The organism is Bacillus sp. SRL337 (genome assembly GCF_984799155.1).
The window spans coordinates 198,127-223,154 of the sequence record NZ_OZ481793.1; the positions used below are offsets into that span (position 1 = coordinate 198,127).

Consider the following 25,028-nt stretch of genomic DNA (forward strand, 5'->3'; position numbering starts at 1 on the left):
GGAAAAAGAAGAGAAAGGCGGGGGGAACCTGCCTTTCTGTTCTGCGTTATAAAGGTTGATTTGCAAGAGGGAATGCTTGTAGAAGAAATGAGTGGATAGCATGCTGATAACCTCCAGGGAAAAATCCATCATTGATTTAATCATAAGGACATCCGGTAAGCATACGGTTTCAACCTTGTCTGACTACTTGAATGTCAGCGGGAGAACTGTACAGCGGAACCTGAAGTCGGTAGAGAAAATATTGAAAGAGCATCACTTGGAGTTGAAACGGACAACAAACGATGGCCTCTTCATCGATGGAAAAAATGAATCTATTTATAAGCTGATCCAAAAGCTTGCCGATATTGTTCCAACAGATGAAACTCCCGAAGAAAGAAAGTTAAGCCTGCTGATCATCCTGCTTCAGGAAGGTCCATATTTTAAAAAGCAGATGCTCGCCAACCAGCTCGGTATCAGTCCTGCAACGCTCACTGCCTATCTTGATGAACTGGCAGACTGGTTGAATAAATTTTCTGTTACTGTGACAAGGAAAAGGGGCGTCGGTGTTGAGGTTTCTGCGGACGAGGCAAATATAAGGCATGCTCTTGCAAGTTTCTTTCTGGTGTATTTTTATGAGGACATTATTGAAAGCTTATACTTGCTTCAAAAAGACAGCCATCCGGCTGAGCCGATTCTGGGATACTTTGCTCCCCAGGTCTTATTGAAGGTCGACCAGGTTGCGAATTCAATTTTAAGTAAAGAACAAACAAGGTTAATCGATAGTGATTATATCGGGCTCATCGTCTATATTTGTCTGACGATTCAAAGGACAAGTAGTCTCCATCTTTTGGATCATGTTGAGGTTGAGAATGAGTATACAGGTGAAATCAGGTTGATAAATATGATGATGGCTGAGCTGAAAACTGAATTAGAAATGCAGGTCAGGGACAGTGATATCTATTTTTTAAGCTTGATTTTAAAGGGGTCCAAAGTCCAAGCAGCGGATGCTATTGATTATGACAGTATCATCCTTGGACAGTTGATCAAAAAAGTAATCGAGGATGTATCGTTAAAGCTTCACGTGGACCTGACAGATGATTTTTCTTTATACCAGGGATTGCTCGCCCATATGGAGCCCTCCATCTTCCGATTAAAACAGCAGATGGAATTATTTAATCCTTTAACGGAAGAAATAAAGAGAAAGTATCCTGTGTTATTCATGGCTGTGAAGAAAAGTCTGGAAAGTGAATTTGAAGATATACCCTTCCCGGATGATGAGGTCGCCTTTATTGTTCTTCACTTTGGTTCCGCTTTGCTCATGCATGAAGAAAAGGTAAAGATCAATGCGGTGGTAGTCTGCCCGACCGGAATCGGGACTTCGAAAATGCTTGCAAGCCGTATCAAGAAAGAAATCCCGGAGATCAACACAGTCGAGATTCTCTCACTTAAAGATTTTCAGTCTTCTTCGCTCAGGGATTACGACATTGTGATTTCAACAGTGAGACTTCCGTTTACGGATATTGATTATACACTGGTGAGTCCACTTCTAAGTGATAAGGAAATTGGATTCATCAGAGCCTACTTGCAAAACAACTTAGAGAAGCTTACCCGTAATAAAAGATACTTAACGAATGAAGAACAATCCGCACCCTCCAGGAAAGAGAATCAGCCAAGAGTGAGAGATCTTCTACAGGAAATCAAGGACGTCCATTCAAGTGTCGAATCGATTCTGGATAATTTCCGGGTGTATCGGAAGCAGGAAACCAACGGCCATTTCGATGTATTGAGGGAAATGGCGGAACAGGCAGAAAAGGGCGGCCTTCTCACTGATTCAAAAGAGGTACTGCGGGAACTGGAAGAGAGGGAGAAAAAAGGTGGACTCGGAATCCCGAACACCAGCATGGGCCTGTTCCATTGCCGCAGTGAAAAGATAAACGAATTGATTTTCCAAGTGTCCCACCTGAAGCTGCCTTGCTTGATCAAAGGGATGGATGGCCGGGAAATGCCTATGAAAAGCCTGCTTCTGATGCTTGCGCCAACAGACATGAGTAGCAGGGAACAGGAGATACTAAGCCTTATCAGTACAAGCCTCATCGAAAATAAGATGTCAATGATGATTTTCTCTTCTTCCAACGAAGCGATGATCAGAAAAAAGCTGGAAGAACTTTTTTTGGATTACTTACAAAATAACTTATTAAAGGAATGATGATAATGAAAAAAGCAGTTCATTTTGGTGCTGGAAATATCGGACGGGGATTCATCGGGGCACTCTTTTCACAATCCGGCTATCACGTAACGTTCGTGGATATTGCCGACCAAATCATTAATAAGCTGAACGAGGAAAAACAATATAATGTTGTACTTGCGACGGAAGAAAAAGAGACTGTGACAATTGAAAATGTTTCCGGGTTGAACAATCTTCATCAGGAAGATGAAGTCATCAAGACCATTTCTGAAGCAGCTTATCTAACAACGGCAATCGGCCCCAATATCCTGCCGAGGATTGCTCCGTTGATTGCCCGCGGAATTGCAAATCGTGTTTCCTCTACTGATGAGAAACTGTATGTGATCGCGTGTGAAAACCAAATTGGCGCAACAGATATCCTAAAAGGGCATATTCTTGATAATCTGGATGAAGAAACAAAGGATAAGCTCGATGGACGCGTTTATTTCTTCAATTCCGCAGTGGACCGCATCGTACCGATCCAGGATCAGGACTCATTGGATGTGCTTGTTGAGCCTTATTATGAATGGGTTGTGGAAACAAAAGAAGAAATCCCTCCTGTGAATGGCATGACGATCGTAGAAGATCTTGCTCCATTTATTGAAAGAAAACTATTTACCGTTAACACCGGCCATGCTGTCATCGCTTACTTTGGATACCTTCAAGGAAAAGAAACGATCGATAGAACGTTGGCTGACGAACAAATTGCAAACCAGGTAAGGGGGACCCTTAAAGAGACAGGTGCTTACTTAGTTAAGCAATATGGCCTTAATGAAGAAGATCATTTGGCATATATCAATAAAAATATTGAACGTTTCAAGAATCCTTATTTAAATGATGGGGTTACAAGGGTTGGACGTGCGCCTATTCGTAAATTGGGACCGGAAGACCGCCTGGTGCGCCCGACAACGGAAGCGCAAAAAGCTGGTTTGTCTTATTCCAATCTGGCAAAAGCAATTGCTGCTGCATTGCTGTTTGACTATGCAGAGGACCAAGAGGCAATGGAAATCCAGAACATGATCAAAGAAAGTGGAGTTGCTGCTGTTCTTAGAAACGTGAGCAATTTGCAGGAGGACAGTGAAATTACTCAAGAGGTCATCAAGCAATATGAGCTATTGAAAAAATAATAGACTTGATTAAGTCAGCTTGCAGAAAGGTTTAAGGATCTTTCTGCAAGCTTTTTTCCTGATTTTCTTCTCATCCTTTTATTTTTAGGCAAGTTTATATTCAAAAATAAAAGTATAAAAGTGTAATTATATTCTCTCAGCTTGTGGAAGGAGTAGCTGATAAGTGTGCAGCAATCAGAGACTGGATGTTGGGTGAGAGTCCAGGCAGCTTATTTAAGTGAATTACAATGAAGCTGTATGTAATCATCAACAAGGGTGGTACCGCGGAGCTTCTTCGTCCCTTATTAGGGAGAGGGGGCTGTCTGCTTTGCAGGATATTCCGGTTTGGAAACCTAAGGGTGAAAAATGAATTGAATGCCGCTTTAAGTTTCAAGAGTTTATGGACGGGCTCCACTTTGTGAACGAACGAGCTTGCAGAAAGAGAAGAGGGATGAACCACCATCCTTTGATCTCTATCCAAGGTCGGCGTTATAAGCTTGACCTCTTGGAATGAAAGAGGATTGACCCCTCTTGATTTTGAGTCTGCATTGAAATACAACGAACCTATAAAGAAATGAAGTAATGAGAAAGGGCATATCCGCAATGATATGCCCTTTAATAAAGCTGTTTTCGCATTGACTCTTGTTTTTTCAGGAAAATGCCATGAGAGGACTTTCCCCTGGCTGTTGGAGGGTTTCTCTCTCAATAGGAAAAGCGCCTCTTTTCCCTTGGCTAATCAGAGTTTTTTTAGATGGCGATCAATATCCTTTTTGATAATCAACAAGATTGACGGGAGGTTGATTTCCCGCAACATACTCTTTTAGATTTGGAATGAAAATGTCGTCGATGACTCTACTATCATAAAACTCAGTGGATCCTGCTGTATGAGGGGTGATAATGACATTCTCCATCTCCCAGAGAGCACTGTCTTTTTCAAGAGGTTCTTTGGCAAAGACATCAAGTCCGGCACCAGCGATGTTTTTGGATTTAAGTGCATCAATCAGCTCCTGCTCCTTGATGGTCTCTCCACGGCCGATGTTTATGAGAAAAGCAGAATCTTTCATCAGTTGAAATTCCCTCTCACCGAACATTTCCCGGGTTTCTTCTGTCAGTGGAACGGTTATCACCACATAGTCACAGCGGGGCAATATGTCGTGAAGCTGCTCTGTCTTGAACATTTCGTCAACATTTCGGGCTTCTTTACCAGAGTGGCGGACACCGAGAACGTTCATACCAAAAGCTTTGGCAATCTTGGCGGTTTCTTTTCCAATTGCCCCGACTCCGATGATTCCGATGGTCTTTCCATGAATTTCGAGGTTAAGTCCAGAGTGGTGCCATTCTTTTTCCCCCTGATTTCTCACATAGGCATGAATCTTTCTGGTTAGGCCGAGCATCATGGCAAAAATGGTTTCTGAAATAGGGTAGGCGTGGACTCCATTGGCACTTGTTACTAAAACATTTTTGTTCTCCATTTCCTTCAAAGGAAGACTGTCGACACCGGCACTCCAGGTTTGAATCCAGCGCAGGGCAGTCGTACTTCCAAGTGCTTTCTCTTCCATGCTCCTCTTCCACCCTGCAATGATTTCGGCTTCTGCCAGGTGGTTCTCCCAGCTGCCGGACTCCTTGCCGGTGATGACTTCCCAACCAGGTGCTGCCTGTTGGATACGCTCAGTCTGTTCCTTCTCAATATCTTGTGCAATGATCAGCTTTTTCATTTTTCACCCTCCATTCGTTTCTCCTGATATAATAGTACCAAAATTCCCTTGATAACAGTAAAGAATCGGCTTTTGCTAGTATAATGGAGAAATCACCATGATTATACAGAAACGAGGGAATGATTCATGAATGGAACTGCACATATGATCATAGGGGCGGGTGCCGGCTTTCTGGCCGCTAATTACATACAAGCAGCACCTGTTGAGACAATTATTCTAATTGGAGCAGGCGGCATATCGGGACTGATTCCGGATCTCGATGTGGACGGAAAACTCCGGAACACCTTTACGTCTTCCCACCAGTTCCTGATGACACTGGCTCAAGTGATTGGCGTGGCAGTCATTGTCTATAGCTGGTGGGCAGGGAATGAGCAGGAGATGTGGAAAGGAATTGCGGCAGGGCTTGGGATCATGCTGGTGTCTACTTTTATCAAAAAGCGGCATCTGTTGACGGTGGCAGGAGCAGGTGCATTTGCTGGAGGGCTGTTTCTCGGTGAGAATTGGCTTTTATTATTCGGTGCCTATATCATTATTGCTTCATTGGTTTCGCATCGAAGCTACACCCATTCTTTGATTGGGCTGGCTTTCTTTGCGTTTATCGCTTATTATTTGCAGAACAGTTTAAGAACAGAAGGTATCTTATTTGCTTGTTTAGGAGGATATGCCAGTCACCTGATCGCCGATATGAAATGGCTGCCTTTTAATAAACGAGGCGTGAAACTATTTTTGCCCATCTCCCGGAAAGAATTTTAATATAATACTGTTTCAGTAAGAGAAACCTATTTCAAAAAGCTTAGTGGCCGCCGGCCATTAAGCTTTTTGTTTTCGGGCACAATGCTTGGTGACAGGCACGCCCCGGTATTTGTCGACTCGATACCAGATTCTACTAAGCTTAAGCTGCAGGGAAAGGGGTATAAGAAAGTACAATAAATTACTAGTGAGAAGGTGCGCAATACGTGAATTTACCCCTATTCCTTGGTTTGTTTCTCCTAATATTATTTATTACCGCTTACTTCGGTAATAAAATTCTGCGCATACCTGATATTGTCATATATATACTGCTTGGGGCCGGCATCTCACTTGCTGGACTTCTTGAGGAAGTCAAAACAATTGAAGTGGCTGGGGAGATTGGCCTGATTCTGCTATTCTTCCTGCTTGGAATGAAGTACCCTTTGAAAGAAATCAAATCAAAGGGAAAGAAGGTCTGGAAGCCGGGGATCCTGGATCTGGTTCTTGGTGTAGGTGCAACAGCCGGTATTTGTGCATTATTCGGACAGGGCCTCTTCAACTCTCTGTTGATTGGCGGACTGGTGTATGCCACCAGCTCATCCATTACGATTAAATTGCTTGAGCATAATAGAAAGTTAGACAGAAAGGAATCAGGTTATGTCCTGAGTCTCTTGATATTTGAAGATATGGTGGCGCCTATTTTGATTACGATCCTGATTGGACTCAGAGGGGAAGGATTCAGCCCGGTGGACTTTGGATTGATTTTTCTAAAAGTAGCGCTGCTGGTAGGGCTTGCTGTGGTAATCAGCCACTACACTCAGAAAAAGGCTTACACTCTTATTGAAAAGTTCCTGCATGAAGATTATCTGCTTGTTTATATAATTGGATTGGCATTAGCCTACGGAGGTTTCGCTGTCTTTCTTGACTTATCGGAAGTCATTGGGGCCTTCCTTGCCGGATTGATGTTTGCCGGAACAAACTTTAAGGATAAAATCCAAGAAGTGGCTCTCCCTGTGAGGAACTTATTCCTTCCGTTCTTCTTTCTCAACTTTGGTATTTCTCTAGAGTTTACAAGTGAGATACCGGCGTTTGGACTTCTATTTGCGATCATCCTTTGGTCTGTAGTCCACAAATTGATCGTCGGATTCATCGGCGGCCAATGGTATGGATTGAACAAGCAGGAATCCTTTGAAACGGGATTCACATTGGCGCCAAGAGGGGAGTTTTCCGTTATTATTGCTGGTCTTGCTTCAGGTATTTTGCAAGTTTTTGCCGGTGTATATATCCTTGTTGCAGCCCTGCTTGGAATGCTGTTGTGTCAACTATCTTCGAAGATCGGTGGAAGAGTGTACAGGAAGGAAAAGAAGGTGCAGCCTTGCGGGATACATCAACAAAACGGTGAAAAAAAATGATGCACCTCGCAGGAGAAGCGGCACACCAGAAACTGAAAAAGCGGGCAAAGGTTACAATGACCTTGCCCGCCTTTTTCTATCAGTATACTTTATCACCATTGAAAATGGAGTTCTTTACAACCACATAATCGACGTGGCGAATGGCATCAAGTGTTTTGCCGCCCGCATAAGAAATAGAAGACTGCAGGTCCTGTTCCATTTCTGTCAACGTATCGATTAATGACCCTTTGTGCTCGACGAACATTTTTTTGCCTTCCACGTTTTTCTTTTCACCCTTTTGGAATTCAGAAGCAGAACCGAAGTACTCTTTAAAAGCCTTCCCGTCTCTTTCAACTGTTTCTCCAGGTGATTCTTCATGCCCGGCAAATAAAGAACCGATCATGACCATGGAAGCCCCAAATCGGATGGATTTTGCAATGTCACCGTGTGTACGGATTCCGCCATCAGCAATAATCGGCTTGCTGGCTGCTTTGGCACACCAGCGAAGGGCTGCCAGCTGCCAGCCTCCAGTACCGAAACCTGTTTTGATTTTTGTAATGCAAACTTTGCCCGGTCCGATGCCGACTTTGGTCGCATCTGCACCAGCATGTTCCAATTCCCTTACTGCTTCAGGTGTACCGACATTCCCAGCAATGACAAAGCTGTCCGCAAGGTGTTTCTTGATGTGCTTGATCATTTTAATGACTGCATTGGAATGCCCGTGAGCAATATCAATCGTAATGAATTCAGGTATCACACCTTCGGATGCTAACTGTTCAACGAATCCATATTCCTCGTCTTTTACACCCACACTGATAGAAGCGATAAGTTCTCTTGAGTGCATATCCCTGATGAAATCAAGGCGCTTTTCAGGCTGGAAACGGTGCATGATATAGAAATATCCATTTTCCGCTAGGTACACCGCAATTTTTTCATCTATTATTGTCTGCATATTCGCAGGAACCACTGGCAATTTAAAGGTATAACCGCCTAATGTAATGGTGGTATCACATTCGGAACGGCTGTCGACGACACATTTTGCAGGAATTAATTGAATATCCTCGTAATCAAACACATTTTCCATTTATAACACTCCTAAAGACGAATATTAATTTTGTATTGGTTTAATAATGTTCGTACATTATGAATTTACATCATTTATATATATATGTCAAAGTTTTTTCACGACTCATTTGTTCTGTAAAATTCAGATAAAAGGAGGGGTGGGCAGACGGTAAAGACCGTTTCACTCAAAATGGGTACGGATTTATTTACTCTGCTCCTGTTATTTGGCCTGCCTTATTGGGCATTCTTAAGAACCGGCCGTCCATTCATGGAGTGGACACTCTTGATAGGTATGTTCATGACAACAGCCATATTCTACTGCCATGGTCCGGGATTCAGAGTCATTGTCAAAGAGACAAAGAATAAGTTCTATCAATCCATACCTTTTTTGGATCTCATTTATTTACACCATTGTGGTATCCTGCCTCACATACATATTTTAGGGGGAATACTTTTAAGTGAAGGCTGCCCTTTTAAACTTTGTTGCTATTGACTATGACTTAGTAGTGTTTCCCAAGTAAGAATCCCGGTAAGCAAGAAGGAAATTGTTTTCCCTGCAGAGATAAAAGCTGGCACTCAAGCGATAAATCCGGCTGTTGATTTCTCTCTCAAAGCCGCAATCACTATGAAAACAGCAGGAACGGAAGTATTCAAAAATGAATAATGAAGAGAGACATGCTATCATGGAACCAAATAAATCTTTTGGAAAAGGTGATATGATGGCTGATATTCTACAGGAACCGTTTAGCGGCAATCGAAATTTTGAAGAAATCATACAGGGCAAAAGAAGTCTTGTAGTATTTGTCAGGCACCCTGGCTGACCAGTGTGCCGAGCATTTCTCGCGCAGTTGCGTGAGCATTATGACCAGTTGACGGAAAGCGGAGCACAAGTCATTGCCATTGCTCCTTCCAATCGTTCATTATTGGAACGCTTCACAAAGGAATTTGGACCCTATCCATATACGATTTACGGTGATCCCGACCGACATTTATATAAGAGTATGGGGCATAAAACAATGGCAAAATGGAAGCTCATCGCGAAAGCAGGAAAAGCTTTTCTTAAAGGAGGAAAGAAAGCCTTTCTCCCCGAAGATGAAGGCAAGAGGAACGTCGTGCAGGAGTCGCTTAATACTCAGGATATTTATATTCAGGGAGGTTCCTGGATCTTTAATGAGGATGGAGAAGTGGTGTGGAGCCATATCGATGAGTCACCGGAGGACCATGCTTCCATTGATGAGTTATTAAAACAGCTGAACTAAAAAACCTTCTGTATTAGGCTAAGCGGTTCGGTTGAGAGAGAAATAGCATATTTGCCATTCATTTCGCAGGCAGTTTCGAAGCGGGGAATGAATGGCAAATCGCACAAAAAAGAGGCGCAGCCAAAAAATCGGAGCGCCTCTTTTTGATGTACTATGAAATTAAATCACCTGTTACTTTACTACCTTATTTTTCCCTAACTTAAGGTTCTGCTTTTCGTTAAATAATGAAATTCCAGCTGCACCCAAACCTATTAGGAGGTACTTCAGGAATCCTCCTCCAACGTAGTAATCAACAATTACTATTAGAATCATACAAACCATTACACTTAACAAAACCCTCATGATAACGTTCAAAAGTAATCACTTACCTCTCTATAAAAACTCCTTTAAAGGAACATCCTGGCAGTTCATCATCATCAACTGAAGGCATTAACGGCTCAGCCGTTAATTTGCAGACAAAATGTAGACCGAGTTGTACCCCGCATATATTTCAAACGGAAATTTGCAAAAATCATCGGTATAGGAATAAAAAAGGCGATACAAAATGCAATGCAAATTGTACCGCCAACACCTTGCAATTTGTGGGTCTCAACGAGTTTTGTATTATAAAGGTTTGATACTGTGCCGTGTATAATAATTCTGATAGCGATAAAATAATTCTACTTGAACATCCTGTTGCTCCAGGAAGAAAGTATAGTAGGTTTGGATAGAAGCAGCCTCTTTTTTAAATTGGAAGGACAGCATTTCAGCTTTAGACTCAATATGCTCCTCTAAGTCGTTCCTTTTTATTGTTGCAGGCTGCTCGCTTTGCTTATGTATTTGTTCAATATAGGTATCTATGCAAGTCAGAAGTTCTTGCTCTTTCAGCGATAATCGGTTGATATTCATCCTATTATATCCTCATCCTTTTTAGTGAAAAATTATATTTACTAATTTATGGAAACTAAAAAAGTCAGAAAAGAAGGCATATCCCTCCTCTTCTGACTTATGTCCGGTTCTATGCCCATTCATTGCTATCAGAATTAGATCTTCTGTTAAAATAGCTGATTTCCTTTCCATGATAACATGAACGGTATGAATAGTGTAGGGTTTATTTAGAAGGTGTGAGGTTAAAAAGAATGACGCTTTTATCATTATCGAAGCTCCAGTCCACAAAGAAGTCCGTTAATTCAGAGCCCAGACTGTCTTCAAATCGGCCCGTAGATTCTGAAATGGCCCTCTTTTCAAGGTTTCGTTTGGCTATCCGTAATGTTTCTTGAAACCCGAGCCTGATCAGTTCTTTTTCAAGGCTGATGAATATCCCTTCCCGAATGATCAGCAAACTTCGGGAATTGAGCATGATCGAGTATGTCTTCTCGGGTTTCTTCTGTACCTCTTCACTTATTTTATCGATTTCATGAATGACTGCATCGCTGTTTTGATACTCATCCAATGGCGGAAGCGGGTGTTCTTCATCAGAAGATGACATGACGGCAATCATCATTCCTGTCTGATTCTGAAGTTCCCAATCATAATAAAATTCGGAAACATGCTGACCCGAATTCATTTCAATATAGGCTGTAATGTCTTTAGTCAGACTTTCCACCATCAGATCTCTTATTTTCTCCACATAGACTGTCTGATCATTTTCCATTAAAGACTTTTCCATAGGAGATAAAAAACTTGTTATATGCACTACTACATAAGGACCAGAAACCGTACAGATTACATTTCCTGGTCCGCGGCCAAAGTGTTCCCGCAGCAAGCGGCCAATATAGCTGGAAATATTCTTCTCTAGATTTGTCTTTACCATAAAATACCTCGCTAATTAAATTATTCCTTATTCTTTTCCCGAAGTAGGATAAAACAAAACCGTTCAATGTTCCTTAAAGTCTACAAATGAGAATGTTTTATACTTTATTTTCAAGGTGTAATTCTTTTATAATGGACACATATGCTAACAGATAATGGATAAACGGAAAGTGACTCTGAAGGAGGTGGTAGAAATGACAAAGATCCATTCATTGTCAGATTCTGCAGTGACTCATGCAAAGCCTGTTAGTTGGAAGGCGATCCTTTGCATGGGGTGAATTTCGTTCTCGTAATCGCCCAGGCAAGCTTTCACATTTCTGATTAATCAGGCTTTGCACCTTATCATTTTGATCAAAAAATAATAAGGGGCTGGCTGAATTGAAAGCTGCAAAAGCTAATGATTTATTGCCTGAGAATCTGCTCAGGGAAATCCAGAAATATGTGCAGGGAGAATCAATCTACATTCCCAAACCCAAATCTTCTTATCATAAGTGGGGTTCCCGTTCAGGAGGAAGGAAGCATATCCAGGAACGGAACAGCACCATTAAAGAAGCATTCCAAAGCGGATGCGGGATTGAGAAGCTGGCAGAGGAGTACTTTCTTTCCCCTGAAACAATCAAGAAAATCGTGTACACAAAATGACATCTGAGAAAGCACTGCCGATGCGTCCGCAGTGCTTTTTGTATGGCGCGTTCTTTTTACAATCATTTTCGGCATAGTCTTCCCGCCATGGATATTCTACAATGAAAGAGAAGTCTTTAAAAGGAGTAATGAAGATGGAACCTTTTATAAAAAACGACCAGTATAACTTCATTAAAGCGCAGACAAAGGTCTTGATTAACGGCCGTTCCAATGCAAGTGATCCCAATGTCCTTAAAGCACTGACGGCATTGGCACTCGAAAAGGTGATCAGCCTCATTCCAGACCCCACTCAGGAACAGAGGGAATTGCTGGAACCAATCGCATCGATTAAAGATAAGCAGGATGCGGAAGTTTTTCTGGCAAGATTAAAGCCATTGGTGATTCCTTTCCGGGGTGTCTCTGAAAAAGCACTGCAGAAGCTGTTTCCGAAGGTGAAAAAACTGAAACTTCCCGACCTTGAAAATATAGACCTTAAAGAGATTACTTATCTTGGCTGGAATGATATAGGCCAGGAGAGAAGGTATATTGTTACGGATATCGAAGGCAAGTTGACGGGCATCAGGGGCACATTCAGAAATCACAGCCAAAAAGGGGTCTGCTCGATTTGCAACTCGATAGGGGATGTCGGAATGTTCATTACTGAATCGAAGCCTGCTGCAAACGGCACCTTCAAAAACCGCGGAAATTACATCTGCCAGGACAGCCAAGTGTGCAACCAAAACCTGCAAAGCGAAGAAAAGCTTCATGAATTCATTGAACATTTGAGGGATTTGTAGTCTAAATTGAATATGAGTGGAACGAAAGCGCGCTCTTTAAGAGCGCGCTTTTCTTATATATTTCGAATTAGATGATGAGAGTGGAGGGCGGCGATAGATCCTCATAACAGCCGATAAGCTTCAGGAATCCCTGATATAGCCGTAGACCGCCGATACAATGCCCGCCAAATCAGAAAAAAACGATGATCCCAGAGGCCATCGCGTAAGTCCCATATTACGAATGTTCAGCTGCCCATTCGACCTTTTTCGGGTCGTTCCTGTCACGGGCAAGGAGTTTCAAGGCGACGAAAAGGAAGGCCAAGGCACCCATCATCCGTACGGAAGCTGTCAGAATCATGGCACTGCCCATTCCGAAATGGTTCAGTAGCAGGACACCGAATTGTGGTGCAAGAAACCCGATGATGGCCAGCAGGAAGTTATAGTTTGCAATATAGGTGGTCAGCTGTTTCTGCGGTGAGGAATTAAGCAGTTGGTTGAACAACAGCAGGTTTGTGCCTGCTACGAAAATTCCGATCCACAGGTTGATGATGGTGATATAGTACAGGTTGGTTGAAACGATCATCAAGGCAGGTGCGGTCGCCATTCCTGCAGCTGCAACGAAAAGCATCATCGTGTTGCCATATTTGTCTGCAAACTTTGCCCACCATTTAATACTGACAATTTGAGATAGCTGGTTTGTGACGGAAAACATGCTGAACCAAAGGGCGGTCGCATGGGCTTCCTTGATCTGATAGATACTGAAGATCGACCAGCCCATTTGTGCTCCGAAGTTAAACAGCAGGGCACAAATGATAAAGGCAAGATATGGCTTATGTTTGAACACTTGGAGTGAAAATCTCTTTTTTTGAACGTTTTCTTCCTCTAAAGCAGCCTGTTTGGCAGGTGCATCTTTATGCTTAACCAAATAAAATACTTCCAGCAAGGCAAATCCAAACCCGAAGATAAATAGAATTTGATAAGGGAATACACTGTTTTCGTTAAACTGTTCAAGGAAAAATCCGGTTGAAAATGTCACAACCATTGCAGTGATGGTCATCCATCTGTTTCTAGAACTGAAGAAGTTTCCTCTCCTATCTTCCGGTACAAGGTCACCGATCATTGACTGCCAGGACAATCCTGAAAGGGCGCCCGGGAAATTCAATAATGCTATTAATGCGACAAGGGCCCAAGGAGCATACCGAGGCGACATAAACGGCACAAACAAAATAAGCATGAACAACAGTCTCGTTGCAAAGGTTGAGGCCACGGCAAAATTTTTCTTGCTTTTTACCCGGTTCAGCCACAGGGCTCCTGGAATCAAGGCAAACATTCCTATAATGGACGGAAGCGAGGTGATCAGTCCCATCTGCGTGTTACTCGCACCCAGGACACCAATGGCAAACAACGGGATATATCCATTCACAGCATTTGTTGAAACGGTAGAAGCAACTCCATTGTAAATGCTGAGTTTTTCATTACTATTTAACTTCAAGCGTACAGCTCTCCTCTTTTTTACATTTAAAATGAATAGATCAGTTGGGCACAGCCCGCAATGGCATGACGGAAAAATGCCCTTAACAAATATCCTGATTGATTGTACTTTTTTGCTTTTCAGCTGGCAAGATAAATTGTAAAAAACAGTTAAATATATTTACCTTCTCAATTGAGAAGGGAGGTATATGGAACTAGGTTCTAAAGTCGGATAAAATTCGACAGAAACCGGGGCGTGCCTGTCACCATGAATAGCAACACCTGCCTGAGGAAACCTATAACAACATATTCAAAGGAAGGTGATGTTTATGAAAAGAAACAGGGCGAAAGAACAGCTGCAGTCGATACGGAGGGAAACGAATAACCCCGCGATTGTTAATGATGTGATGGATACGGAGCTGGGGGTGATGCCGGGTATGACGGCAGAAGAATTGACGACAGCTGAAAGGTACTCTGTGCGCAATTCGACAGATGGAAAGACCTGGAACAGTGCAGATGACAGATAAGATTGAATCAAAGGGCCGGGTGTGAGTAACGGGTCTCTTTCTGAGTATTGAACGAAACACTTTTAAAAAGGAGTGCCAAATCACATAGAGTTTGGCACTCCTTTTTTGGCCAATGAATCAGCTTAATTGAAAGTACCCAATGCCTCAAGATGGAAGAAGACACATCCTCCAATTCGTACGCCGCTGAACAGACGCTTCGCTTTTTGGTTCACCGCCCGCGGATTTGTGCATCTGGAGATGAAATTCCCTTACCTCTTTCAAAAATAAACGAAAATCCCTCAAAGAAGATGGGTCAGAGGCATCTGCCACTGACCTTTTTTGTGAAATTTAAACTGATGTTTTTTGGTGAAATGGTCCGCCATTTCGCCGGATAAATGCCAGTTTATACTTCAAAACAAGGACAATCAGGGTGTGAGGTGCAGTGTTTTAAATCAAAATAAACATCCAGGGAAGTATGAAATGGGTGAAATGACAAATAGTAGTCTTAGAGAGTTTATTAAAGGAGACATGCTTATGTATAAGATAGAAGTCAACAACATTACAAAGGTGTTTGGATCGAACCCTAAAGAAGGACTTAAACGATTAAAGGAGGGGCAGGAAAAGGAGAAAATTTTAGAAGAGACCGGCATGACGGTAGGTGTGAACAATGCTTCATTCCAAGTGAAACCTGGTGAATTTTTTGTGATTATGGGTCTCTCAGGCAGTGGTAAATCGACCCTGATCAGGTTGGTGAACAGGCTGATTGAACCCACTGCTGGCGAGGTTCTGATTGACGGCCATAATATTACGGAAATGACCAAGACGGATTTAATGCTCACCCGCCGAAAAAAACTTTCGATGGTCTTCCAGAAGTTCGCATTGTTTCCTCACAGGACGGTTCAAGACAACGTGGAATACGGCCTGGAGATTCAAGGGATCGCCAAAGAAGAGCGAGCTAAAAAAGCCCTTCAGTCGATTCATGATGTCGGGTTGAAAGGATACGAAGAGAGTTATCCCGATCAACTCAGCGGCGGCATGCAGCAAAGGGTTGGTCTTGCGAGGGCCCTTGCCAATGACTCGGACATCCTGCTGATGGATGAAGCCTTCAGTGCTTTGGATCCCCTTATCAGAAAGGAAATGCAGGATGAGCTTCTGCATCTGCAAAGCAAACTGGGGAAAACCATTCTGTTTATTACACACGACCTTGATGAGGCACTGAAACTCGGGGATAGGATTGCCATTATGAAAAATGGATCGATTGTCCAGATTGGCACGGCTGAAGAAATCCTCGAGAACCCGGCTAATGAATATGTTTATAATTTTGTGGAAGATGTCGACCGCTCAAAAGTTCTTGTTGCTGAAAATGTCATGAAAAAGCCTGATGTTGTGACAACTTGGAAAGATGGACCGCGAATGGCAGTGAAAAAGATGGAGGATGCGGGGTTATCCAGTATCTTTGTAGTGGATAAAGACAAAAACCTCAAGGGAATTCTAACAATTGACTCAGCGATCCAGGCCTACAAGGAGAATAAATGGGTGGAAGATGTTCTGGAGCAGGATTATTTTACAACAGATCCTCAGACCCCGCTGAGTGATCTTATCGGTGTGGCAGCAGAGTCCAGATACCCGATTGCTGTCGTAGAGGACAAAAAACTCATGGGGATCATCGTCAGGGTTTCGATTCTATCGGGACTTGTATTAGGTAAAGAACAAAGTGAGGTGACGGCAGAGTGAATTATTTTACATTGCCATTGGAAAAATGGACAAATGATTTTGTTTATGAATGGCTGATTCCTGTCCTGGGAGGTTTCTTTGAAGCCATCAGCGGTATTATTTCGTTTTTTATAAATGGAGTGGCAGATATTTTCACCTGGATCCCGGCAGAGGTCATGTCGATTATTTTCATTCTCCTTGCTTGGAAATTTGCCGGAAAAGGAGTCGCCCTCTTTACCTTGATAGGTGTCTTTTATCTTGGCTCGGTCGATCTCTGGGAGGATGCGATGCTGACATTGGCGGTTGTGGTGGTCGCCACACTATTCTCGATTATCCTTGGTGTACCGCTGGGGATCTTGGCGGCCAAATCAGAGGCACTCGATAAAGTTGTCCGCCCGATTCTTGACTTTATGCAGACGCTGCCCAGCTTTGTTTACCTCATTCCTGCCATCCTGCTGTTTGGCTTGGGTGAAGTGCCGGCTGTCATATCTACATTTGTCTTTGCTACACCGCCGGCTGTCAGGATGACAAGTCTGGCGATCAGACAGGTTCCGGCAGATATGGTAGAAGCTGCGAAGGCGTTCGGCTCTACATCATGGCAGATGCTGACAAAGGTTCAGCTTCCAGTGGCGATTCCTACCATAATGGCTGGAATCAACCAAACGATCATGCTGGCTTTGTCGATGGCTGTTATTGCCTCGATGATTGGGGCTCCAGGGCTTGGTTCCACTGTTTTAGCCGGTATATCAAGCGTAAACGTAGGATTGGGCTTGGTTGGCGGTCTGGGGATTGTTGTTTTGGCTATCATTCTTGACCGGATTACGCAGGGGCTCGGCCAGAAAAAATAATGAGAGGAGTGCATGGTTATGAATAAATGGAGGATTGCCTTCATCCTGCTGATTGCTGCTTTTATGCTGATCGGCTGTGGAACGGGTGCGAATGACGAGGGAGAAGATAATGCCGAACAAAATGGGGGCAATAATGAAGGAGTCACCGTCAATTTCGGCGTGACACCTTGGACAAGTACTGTGCCGCCAACTAAGGTTGCTAAACTGATTCTTGAAGACATGGGGTACACGGTCAATGAAACCAAGGCGGATGCCGGCGGGGTCTATACTGGTTTGGCGAGAGGCGATTTGGACGTGTTTATGGATGCCTGGCTCCCTGTCATGCATGCCAACTACATGGAAAAGTACGGAGATAAGCTTGATGATACCGCAGTCAGCTATAAAGAAGGAGAGCTTGGGTGGGTCATCCCTGCTTATGCAGAAGGGATTGAATCTGTCGAGGATATCAAAGGAAAAGAAGATTTGTTCGGCGGTAAAATTTATGGAATTGAGGAAGGTGCCGGCATGACGGTCACCTCCAGGGAAATGATTGATAAATTAGGATTGGACCTGGAATATGTCGCCTCCAGTGAAGGCGGAATGCTGGCTCAGGCGCAGCGGATGATGGAAAATGAAGAGCCCGTGCTGTTCTTGGGGTGGCGTCCGCATCCTATGTTTGTCAATTACGACTTAAAAGTATTAAAAAGCCCTGAGGAATACTTCCAAACGTCTGAAGTCCATGTCATTACGAACAATGAGCTAAAAGATAAGGCAGCCGAAGCTTATGAATTCCTGAGCAAGTGGAAGATGCCGGTAGAAGACATCGAAGAAATGATCGTCAAGATTGACGAAGGGCAAGATGCTGAAAAAGTGGCTCAGGATTGGATTGATAATCATCAGGAACAAGTAAAAGAAATGAAGGGTAAATAAACTGAAGAGGACCTTGCCTGAGGCAAGGTCCTCTTCAGTGCTTTAACGCAGTGGGGGACAGTCCCCCACTGCGTTAAAGGGGTAAAGCATCAATAAATTTCCACGTCGCCGCTTGATACAGACACGTCGATGTTATATTTTCCGGATCCGTGTGTACCCGAGATATCGCCGCCGTCCGTTTTTTGATTGGCAAGCGGGAACTCACTGGAAATGCTGCCGCTGCTTGCTTCACCGGTGAGCTTGAAATCCGCATCATCCGGCAGGTCGAGCCCCACATCGCCTGAACTTAGGTCAAAGCTGATATCACCTTTCAGTTCCTTGATTTCGACTTCCATTTCCCCAGATGAAAGCTCTCCTTTCAAAGGGCCGGTATAGTCATAAAGTTTCACATCGCCTGAACTGATATCAATGATGCCTTCTCTGGTGATGAAACGATCGGCTGTCAGGCTTCCGGATGATCCGTTATGAATATACTTATCCGTTTTGATGTCAGTCAGCTCAAGATTTCCTGAACTCATGTCTGTTCTTAATGTATCAAGCGCCATTGGATGGGAAGAGGACGGTCCTCCAAATTCAAGACTGCCCGAACCAATATTAATGTCCATATCCCGGTCGAAATTCTCGGGGATATATACAGTCAGCTCTGATTTTTGATTGAATGAGATCCAGCTGAACCATTTACGTTTCACTTCGACCCGGATATCATTCCCCTTGGAACTGACAATCAAGTTCCCTTTTCCTTCAAGTTCTGCTTCCACATCATTCCGGTCTTGCGGTATGACAACGGTATTGCTGCTGGCGACATCAATTTCAATATTATCTATGTCCTCAACGACAGCAACACTGTTTTCCCCTGTCTTTTTTCCAGAGGCAAATAAAGAGGTATTATCGTTGAGAATGATGAAGACAGATCCGACGACCATGGCCGCAATGATAATTGCAAATATATTTTTCAAGTTTATTCCCTCGTTTCTGTATCGTTTTCTATATTTCCATCTTATTGTGTTTACCAGGTTTATACAATGACACCGGCGGTTTATTTTGCAGTAAGACCAGAGACGTAGAAGAGATTTTGCCGAAAGGAAAGGGAAGTGTTATAAAAAGTGCCTGTAAGTGGCAGAATGAAAGCAAAAACCGGAGAATGTGAGTGGCTATGTACTTACTGCTTGTTGTCATTGTATATTTACTTTTTGCTGTCCTGTTTGTGGACTGGAAGCGTTGGAAGGAGTATTACCCCACCGTCCAGTATTATTTGATCTGTAACCTTACATATAACTTTTTGTTCTACAATCATACGCTATGGGAATACAAAGCAGTGACGGTGGAATGGTTGAACCACACTCTGATAGAACTGACATTTTCCTATTTTATACTGCCAATTGTCATCATGATTTACTTGCGCTTCTATCCTCTAGGAAAGAAAAAATTTGTATATTCGTTGATTTGGATTGCGTATTTCACTTTCCTTGAATATATCTTTTATAAAAGAGGCTTGTTTATTTATGAAAATGGGTGGAATGTGAGCTGGTCGCTGGTTTTTAATGTCATCATGTTTGTCATGCTCAGGCTGCATCATAAAAATAAGCTGCTCGCACTAATTATTTCTGTACCGGTCATTGCTATTTTACTGCTGATGTTTCATCCGTCGCTTGAGGACATGAAATAGAAGGTGTTCTTTATGTCAATCTTGAGTCTCCCGGTATTTCTCGTTTTATGGATAGGTACCTATGTTTTGATGGGGCTGTATTTAAAAAAGCAAAAAGATAAACGAAAATAAAAAACTTCTTGTATTTTCCAGCGGCATCCGGTAAACTGTTTCTAATTTATATTTCAGCGTTGACAGGAATAAGTAGCAGATCATCTCCCTATCTCAGAGAGCCGGCGGCTGGTGGAAGCTGGTATACAGGTGGCTGTGAATTACCTCCTCGAGCTTTCTTTGCGAACTTGCAGTAGCAAAGGACGGATGAGCCGTTAATTCTTTGAGTGGAAGAGAAATCTTCAACGAGGGTGGTACCGCGTGCAAAACCACGTCCCTTTTTTGGGATGTGGTTTTTTATTTTGGAAAAATGGATTTCCGCTGCCGGCAGGCCTCGGGCATCCCTCAGTTGAATAAAAGCAGAAGAGGCGGTTCAGCGTCACGGGAGTCAGAAAGGAAGCTCGCACTGGGCTGTGGGGCTAAGGTGGTCAGGAGAAACACCGAAACCTCATAGTCGCTGGCCGTCCAGCTTCGTTCTGCTTGTAAAAGGAAGGAGAATTAGTGTAGAAACAGCGCTCTCTAAAGAACATTAAAGGAGGAGAACAGGGTGGTAGATTGGATGAAAGACCTGAATGAACACCAGTTAAAAGAAGTAGAAAGGCAGTTCGAAGTCTATTCAGGAGGTGCCCAGGAAATCATCCCTGAAGCCGAACTGAAGCAGAAAATCGCGAAATCAATTGTGACAAATGCACCGCTCAAGATCAAGCTTGGTCTTGACCCGACTGCTCCGGATGTGCATATCGGTCATACGGTTGTGTTAAATAAAATGAGGCAGTTTCAAGAGAATGGGCATATCGTCCAGTTAATCATTGGTGATTTTACAGGGAAAATTGGGGATCCCACCGGGAAGTCAGCAGTGAGGAAGCAGCTGACAGATGAAGAGGTCAAACATAACGCAGCGACATACTTCGAGCAATTTGGAAAAGTACTCGACCAAGAAAAAGTTGAGCTTTTCTATAATTCAAAGTGGCTCAAGAAATTGAATCTGGAGGATGTCATCCACTTGGCGGGAAGCATAACTGTGGCAAGGCTGCTTGAACGCAATGATTTCTCGGAAAGACTATCAACCGGAAAGCCGATTTCGCTTCATGAGTTCTTCTACCCGCTGATGCAGGGCTACGATTCAGTCGTCCTGGAGAGTGATATAGAGCTTGGCGGGACGGACCAGCATTTCAATGTTTTAATGGGCCGCGGACTGCAGGAGCACTTTGGAAAAGAAAAACAGGTGGTCATGCTCCTGCCGTTGCTCGAGGGCCTTGACGGAAAAGATAAAATGTCGAAGTCGAAGCATAACTACATCGGCATCGATGAGAATCCCCATGAGATGTTTGGCAAAACGATGTCCATCCCGGATGAACTGATGGTAAAATACTTCAAACTGACAACAGATTTGTCGTTGGAAGAAAAGAAGGAAATCAGCGAAAATCTTGAAAATGGCAGCTTTCATCCGCGGGATGCAAAGATGCTGTTGGGACGTACCCTCGTCCGGATGTACCATGGAGAGGAAGCTGCCCAGAAAGCTCAATCGCAGTTCAAGTCCGTTTTCCAAAAGGGAGCGCTTCCTGAAGATATTCCTGTAGTTCAATGGGAAAAAGAAAAGGAAGTGCCTGTTGTAGACCTGTTGGTGGAGCTCAACATGATGAGCTCAAAAAGCGAAGCACGCCGAATGATCGGCAACGGCGGAGTGAAAATCAACGGGAGCAAAGTGGAGGATCCCGCTTTTGTAACTGTTCTAACAGATGGGCTGATCATTGGGGTCGGCAAACGAAAATTCGCCAAAATCAAACTAAAATAAAAATAATTTGGTAATACATGTTTAAGTCGGGAGCTGCTGGGTATAATAAATTGAGTAAAATACTATAACGAAATGTTTGTTTTGTTAGACATTAGGAGGAAAAGTAAAATGGAACAAGGTAAAGTAAAATGGTTCAACAGTGAAAAAGGTTTTGGATTCATCGAGCGCGAAGGCGGAGACGACGTATTTGTACACTTCTCAGCAATTCAAGGTGAAGGTTACAAAAGCTTAGAAGAAGGCCAGGAAGTTTCTTTCGATATTGAAGAAGGCCAGCGTGGACCTCAAGCGACAAACGTCCAAAAACTCTAATAATGAATGAACCTTATAAAACAAGCCCTCTTCAATGAGGGCTTGTTTTTTTGTGTGGCGGTTGGGATGGAGGGCTTATAGGGGGAAAGTCGATTGGATTAAGGATTCATGGGCGGCATGAGACGGATTGTTATTAAGGTGTGCCATAGAGTGTTTATGAGTCACGTTGTGTGTTGGAAATGAGATAAGATTGCGACATGGAGTGTTCATGAGACGCTTTATTAAGTGAAAAATAAATTAGCGTGTCCCATGAAGGGCTCATAAGCCATTTTTTAAGGTGAAAACGAGATAAGATTGCGACATGGAGTGTTTATGAGACACATTATTAAGTGAAAAATAAATTAGCGTGTCCCATGAAGGGCTTATAAGCCATTTTTTAGGGTGAAAACGAGATAAGATTGCGACATGGAGTGTTCATGAGACGCATTATTAAGTGAAAAATAAATTAGCGTGTCCCATGAAGGGCTTATAAGCCATTTTCCAAGGTGAAAACGAAATAAGAGTGCGTCATGGAGTGTTCATGAGACGCATTATTAAGTTGAAAGCTGGGTTAGGGTGCCTCATAGACCGTTCATAAGCCACATTTTGGATCAGATACAAGATAAGAGTGCATCATGGAGGCAGCGAATAGGGAGGCACTATTCCCAACACTGATAGAAAAAAAGGTCAGCGATAGAAGCAGTAAACTCTTCGGTAGCCTGGGCGGACTCTTCGATAGAACCACCAACTCGTCGATAGACTCACAAGCATTCTCTCATACTAAGCATTTCAAACCCAAAATCCCGTGTCACCAAAACGAAACAGGGTATTAAAACGTTAAAAAGGTGGTGTCTTCATGATTGAATTACAGTATTTCGAGGAACATGATTTTGACCAGCTGATTGGCTGGTTCGACTCTGAACGGGAATATATCCAATGGGGCGGAGGCGGCTTCGGCTATCCGCTGACCCGCAGCAAACTGCGTTCCCATATCGCGGGAGCAAACCAAGAAGACAGTCAAAAGTACATTTACAAGGTGGTTGAGCAGGCTTCCGGAAGAGCGGTCGGCCATATCTCGCTGGAAAGCATCGACAAGAAGAACCTGTCTGCCCGTGTCTGCCGGGTGCTGGTCGGCGATGACTCGATGCGAGGAAAAGGTATCGGGAACCGCATGATGGTTGAAATCCTGAAGGTGGCGTTTGGTGAACAAAAACTCCATCGGGTGAGTCTCGGTGTCTATGACTTTAACCACTCAGCGATAAAATGCTATGAAAAGACCGGTTTCCAAAAGGAAGGGCTCAAACGTGACGTCCAAAGGTTTGGAAATGAGTTTTGGAGCTTATGGGAGATGAGCATCCTTGAGGATGAATGGAAGAAAAAAGTAGACATATATTAGAGGTAAAATGATATGATGGTCCTGTAAGCTATCTTTTTTGAAAAAGGAGAACTAATTGAATGGTGAAGCAATGGAGTAGAATCGCTTTAATTCTTGCAGTCTTTTTTGGTCTAGTGGTAAATAGTACAGTCATCGCAGCCGATAATGAAACGAACCAGGATAGTATAAATGAGAAATTCGGCCTTCCGATTGTGGTTCTTGGAGAATCCCTGTCTGAGGCTCAAAAGGATGAAGTCAGGAAAGCCCTTGATGTGAACGACCCTGAAATGGTTGAGGAAATTACGGTGACAGGCGAAGATCTTGCCCGTTATATACAAGGTGAAGACAGAAATGCAAGAATGTTTTCATCTGCTAAAATCACAAGAAAAGAAAAAGGAGAAGGCCTTGTCATTGAAAGAGCCACTCCAGGAAATATCACAGAAGTAACAGATGAAATGTATGCCAACGCTTTATTGACAGCAGGAGTAGAGGACGCCACGGTCATTGTAGCTTCCCCTATAAAGGTCAGCGGACACTCTGCACTCACAGGCATTTATAAAGCCTATGAAGTCAGCGGAGAAAAGCTGGATTCAGTCCGAATGGAAGTTGCCAATGAAGAGCTTGGCATTGCCACGGAACTGGCAAAAGAAGAAGGAATGAGTCAGGAGAAGGTCAGTGAACTCTTGACAGAAATTAAAAAGGAAATTGCTGAACAGAATCCCGCTACAAAAGAAGATGTTGAGCGGATTGTCAGTGAACAGCTCAAGAAACTAAAGATTGAATTAAGTCCGGAAGATCGCCAGTTGCTAATCGACTTGTTTGATAAAATGAGAAATCTCGATATCAATTTCGATAATGTGAAAGGGCAGCTGGAAGATATATCAAAGGATATCAAACAGAGATTGGAAGACGTAGTGGGTGAGGAAGGAAAAGGATTTCTGCAAGGAATCCTGGACTTCTTCAAAAACCTGTTTCAATCAATTGCCGATTTATTTAAATAAAGAATTGTGAATCCGGGAGGTGATCTTCCGGATTTTTTCTTTTTATAAAAGGCTCTTTCGTAAACTTTGTTCCTATTTGATAATTATTTCGAAAGATAGTGCCGTAATGAACTGGAAAGACCCTTTTTAGAAAAGAGCTTCTCTCTTCGTTCAGAGCGAAAATACTTAGTATCAGGGGGAAAATATATACAAGAACAGCCTTTATAAAAGAACTTGTGGTTATGTCGGGAACCCACTTCTCTATGAGGAGGTGGAATGGGCGTAGAAGAGGAATCGATGAGGTCATAGAGGTCGTATGAGGAGGTGGAATGGGAGAGAAGGAGGAATCGATGAGGTCATAGAGGTCGTATGAGGAGGTGGAATGGGAGAGAAGGAGAAATCGATGTGGTCATAGAGGTCGTATGAGGAGGTGGAATGGGAGTAGAAGAGAAATCGATGCGGTCATAGAGTTCGTATGAGGAGGTGGAATGGGAGAGAAGGAGAAATCGATGAGGTCATAGAGGTCGTATGAGGAGGTGGAATGGGAGAGAAGGAGGAATCGATGCGGTCATAGAGGTCGTATGAGGAGGTGGAATGGGAGAGAAGGAGAAATCGATGTGGTCATAGAGGTCGTATGAGGAGGTGGAATGGGAGTAGAAGAGAAATCGATGCGGTCATAGAGTTCGTATGAGGAGGTGGAATGGGAGAGAAGGAGAAATCGATGAGGTCATA

General features: G+C 43.2%; 24 protein-coding genes and 1 other annotated feature. Of the genes, 17 read left to right on the top strand and 7 right to left on the bottom strand.

The annotated features are described in order from the left end of the window. Positions 1 to 100: 100 nt before the first annotated feature. Together AC4E8A_RS01055 and AC4E8A_RS01060 are read left to right on the top strand one after the other, a co-directional pair. Positions 101 to 2,185 (top strand): BglG family transcription antiterminator, encoded by a 2,085-nt coding sequence (locus tag AC4E8A_RS01055; protein ID WP_490198740.1) that lies wholly within the window; start codon positions 101 to 103, stop codon positions 2,183 to 2,185. A 5-nt stretch (positions 2,186 to 2,190) separates the two neighbouring features. After that, complete coding sequence (locus AC4E8A_RS01060; protein ID WP_490196331.1) at positions 2,191 to 3,330, top strand: mannitol-1-phosphate 5-dehydrogenase; 1,140 nt, start codon at positions 2,191 to 2,193, stop codon at positions 3,328 to 3,330. 737 nt (positions 3,331 to 4,067) lie between these two features. Here AC4E8A_RS01060 and AC4E8A_RS01065 read toward each other — a convergent pair. After that, positions 4,068 to 5,024 (bottom strand): D-2-hydroxyacid dehydrogenase, encoded by a 957-nt coding sequence (locus tag AC4E8A_RS01065; protein ID WP_490196332.1) that lies wholly within the window; start codon positions 5,022 to 5,024, stop codon positions 4,068 to 4,070. A gap of 126 nt (positions 5,025 to 5,150) precedes the next feature. Here AC4E8A_RS01065 and AC4E8A_RS01070 point away from each other — a divergent pair, with 126 nt between their 5' ends. Continuing rightward, positions 5,151 to 5,777 carry a metal-dependent hydrolase gene (locus AC4E8A_RS01070; RefSeq protein WP_490196333.1) on the top strand — a complete coding sequence of 209 codons (627 nt, stop codon included), beginning with the start codon at positions 5,151 to 5,153 and terminating at the stop codon, positions 5,775 to 5,777. 203 nt (positions 5,778 to 5,980) lie between these two features. Beyond that, positions 5,981 to 7,165, top strand: coding sequence for a cation:proton antiporter (locus tag AC4E8A_RS01075; RefSeq protein WP_490196335.1), 1,185 nt, complete (start codon positions 5,981 to 5,983; stop codon positions 7,163 to 7,165). Between the two features lie 79 nt (positions 7,166 to 7,244). On the opposite strand, the gene guaC is transcribed toward AC4E8A_RS01075, so the two are convergent. Further along, positions 7,245 to 8,228: a GMP reductase gene (guaC, locus tag AC4E8A_RS01080; RefSeq protein ID WP_490196336.1), complete on the bottom strand. Its 984-nt coding sequence runs from the start codon at positions 8,226 to 8,228 to the stop codon at positions 7,245 to 7,247. 637 nt (positions 8,229 to 8,865) lie between these two features. Between guaC and AC4E8A_RS01085 the strand changes: the two genes are divergently transcribed. Next, positions 8,866 to 9,030: a hypothetical protein gene (locus AC4E8A_RS01085; RefSeq protein ID WP_490196337.1), complete on the top strand. Its 165-nt coding sequence runs from the start codon at positions 8,866 to 8,868 to the stop codon at positions 9,028 to 9,030. A 3-nt stretch (positions 9,031 to 9,033) separates the two neighbouring features. Continuing rightward, a complete protein-coding gene (locus AC4E8A_RS01090; protein WP_490196338.1) occupies positions 9,034 to 9,468 on the top strand; it encodes an AhpC/TSA family protein in 435 nt (144 codons plus the stop codon). Positions 9,469 to 9,639: 171 nt separating this feature from the next. Here the strand turns inward: AC4E8A_RS01090 and AC4E8A_RS01095 are convergent, their stop codons facing one another. From AC4E8A_RS01095 to AC4E8A_RS01105, 3 genes are all read right to left on the bottom strand, one after another. Next, entirely contained in the window at positions 9,640 to 9,822 is a 183-nt protein-coding gene (locus AC4E8A_RS01095; protein ID WP_490196339.1) for a hypothetical protein, read from the bottom strand. A gap of 249 nt (positions 9,823 to 10,071) precedes the next feature. After that, on the bottom strand, positions 10,072 to 10,356 hold the full coding sequence (locus AC4E8A_RS01100) for a hypothetical protein (RefSeq protein WP_490196340.1): 285 nt from the start codon (positions 10,354 to 10,356) through the stop codon (positions 10,072 to 10,074). Positions 10,357 to 10,558: 202 nt separating this feature from the next. Continuing rightward, on the bottom strand, positions 10,559 to 11,260 hold the full coding sequence (locus tag AC4E8A_RS01105; protein ID WP_490196341.1) for a Na-translocating system protein MpsC family protein: 702 nt from the start codon (positions 11,258 to 11,260) through the stop codon (positions 10,559 to 10,561). Positions 11,261 to 11,637: 377 nt separating this feature from the next. Between AC4E8A_RS01105 and AC4E8A_RS01110 the strand changes: the two genes are divergently transcribed. Both AC4E8A_RS01110 and AC4E8A_RS01115 read left to right on the top strand, forming a co-directional pair. Then, positions 11,638 to 11,901, top strand: a complete 264-nt coding sequence (locus tag AC4E8A_RS01110; protein WP_490196342.1) for a CD3324 family protein — start codon at positions 11,638 to 11,640, stop codon at positions 11,899 to 11,901. A gap of 134 nt (positions 11,902 to 12,035) precedes the next feature. Continuing rightward, entirely contained in the window at positions 12,036 to 12,677 is a 642-nt protein-coding gene (locus tag AC4E8A_RS01115; RefSeq protein ID WP_490196343.1) for a FusB/FusC family EF-G-binding protein, read from the top strand. 214 nt (positions 12,678 to 12,891) lie between these two features. Here the strand turns inward: AC4E8A_RS01115 and AC4E8A_RS01120 are convergent, their stop codons facing one another. Then, positions 12,892 to 14,148, bottom strand: coding sequence for an MFS transporter (locus tag AC4E8A_RS01120; protein ID WP_490196344.1), 1,257 nt, complete (start codon positions 14,146 to 14,148; stop codon positions 12,892 to 12,894). Positions 14,149 to 14,455: 307 nt separating this feature from the next. Here AC4E8A_RS01120 and AC4E8A_RS01125 point away from each other — a divergent pair, with 307 nt between their 5' ends. The 4 genes from AC4E8A_RS01125 (at position 14,456) to AC4E8A_RS01140 (ending at position 18,102) form a co-directional block, all read left to right on the top strand. Continuing rightward, positions 14,456 to 14,653: a hypothetical protein gene (locus tag AC4E8A_RS01125; protein ID WP_490196345.1), complete on the top strand. Its 198-nt coding sequence runs from the start codon at positions 14,456 to 14,458 to the stop codon at positions 14,651 to 14,653. 513 nt (positions 14,654 to 15,166) lie between these two features. Beyond that, on the top strand, positions 15,167 to 16,366 hold the full coding sequence (locus AC4E8A_RS01130) for a quaternary amine ABC transporter ATP-binding protein (RefSeq protein WP_490196346.1): 1,200 nt from the start codon (positions 15,167 to 15,169) through the stop codon (positions 16,364 to 16,366). Next, positions 16,363 to 17,193: an ABC transporter permease gene (locus tag AC4E8A_RS01135; RefSeq protein WP_490196347.1), complete on the top strand. Its 831-nt coding sequence runs from the start codon at positions 16,363 to 16,365 to the stop codon at positions 17,191 to 17,193. Before AC4E8A_RS01130 ends, AC4E8A_RS01135 begins: the two co-directional genes overlap by 4 nt. Positions 17,194 to 17,211: 18 nt before the next feature. Next, positions 17,212 to 18,102, top strand: coding sequence for a glycine betaine ABC transporter substrate-binding protein (locus tag AC4E8A_RS01140; protein ID WP_490196348.1), 891 nt, complete (start codon positions 17,212 to 17,214; stop codon positions 18,100 to 18,102). 89 nt (positions 18,103 to 18,191) lie between these two features. Here the strand turns inward: AC4E8A_RS01140 and liaG are convergent, their stop codons facing one another. Beyond that, the gene (liaG, locus tag AC4E8A_RS01145; protein WP_490196349.1) at positions 18,192 to 19,058 is read right to left on the bottom strand and encodes a LiaG family protein; all 867 of its coding nucleotides are present in this window, start codon (positions 19,056 to 19,058) and stop codon (positions 18,192 to 18,194) included. 197 nt (positions 19,059 to 19,255) lie between these two features. Between liaG and AC4E8A_RS01150 the strand changes: the two genes are divergently transcribed. From AC4E8A_RS01150 to AC4E8A_RS01170, 5 genes are all read left to right on the top strand, one after another. Continuing rightward, complete coding sequence (locus AC4E8A_RS01150; RefSeq protein WP_490198741.1) at positions 19,256 to 19,768, top strand: CBO0543 family protein; 513 nt, start codon at positions 19,256 to 19,258, stop codon at positions 19,766 to 19,768. A 161-nt stretch (positions 19,769 to 19,929) separates the two neighbouring features. After that, positions 19,930 to 20,140: a binding site (T-box leader), on the top strand. A gap of 277 nt (positions 20,141 to 20,417) precedes the next feature. Beyond that, positions 20,418 to 21,653, top strand: a complete 1,236-nt coding sequence (gene tyrS / locus AC4E8A_RS01155) for a tyrosine--tRNA ligase (RefSeq protein WP_490198742.1) — start codon at positions 20,418 to 20,420, stop codon at positions 21,651 to 21,653. Between the two features lie 108 nt (positions 21,654 to 21,761). Next, on the top strand, positions 21,762 to 21,962 hold the full coding sequence (gene cspD / locus AC4E8A_RS01160) for a cold-shock protein CspD (protein WP_490196350.1): 201 nt from the start codon (positions 21,762 to 21,764) through the stop codon (positions 21,960 to 21,962). An 835-nt stretch (positions 21,963 to 22,797) separates the two neighbouring features. Further along, positions 22,798 to 23,337 (top strand): GNAT family N-acetyltransferase, encoded by a 540-nt coding sequence (locus AC4E8A_RS01165; RefSeq protein ID WP_490196351.1) that lies wholly within the window; start codon positions 22,798 to 22,800, stop codon positions 23,335 to 23,337. A gap of 59 nt (positions 23,338 to 23,396) precedes the next feature. Continuing rightward, complete coding sequence (locus tag AC4E8A_RS01170; RefSeq protein WP_490196352.1) at positions 23,397 to 24,317, top strand: DUF1002 domain-containing protein; 921 nt, start codon at positions 23,397 to 23,399, stop codon at positions 24,315 to 24,317. Positions 24,318 to 25,028: the final 711 nt, after the last annotated feature.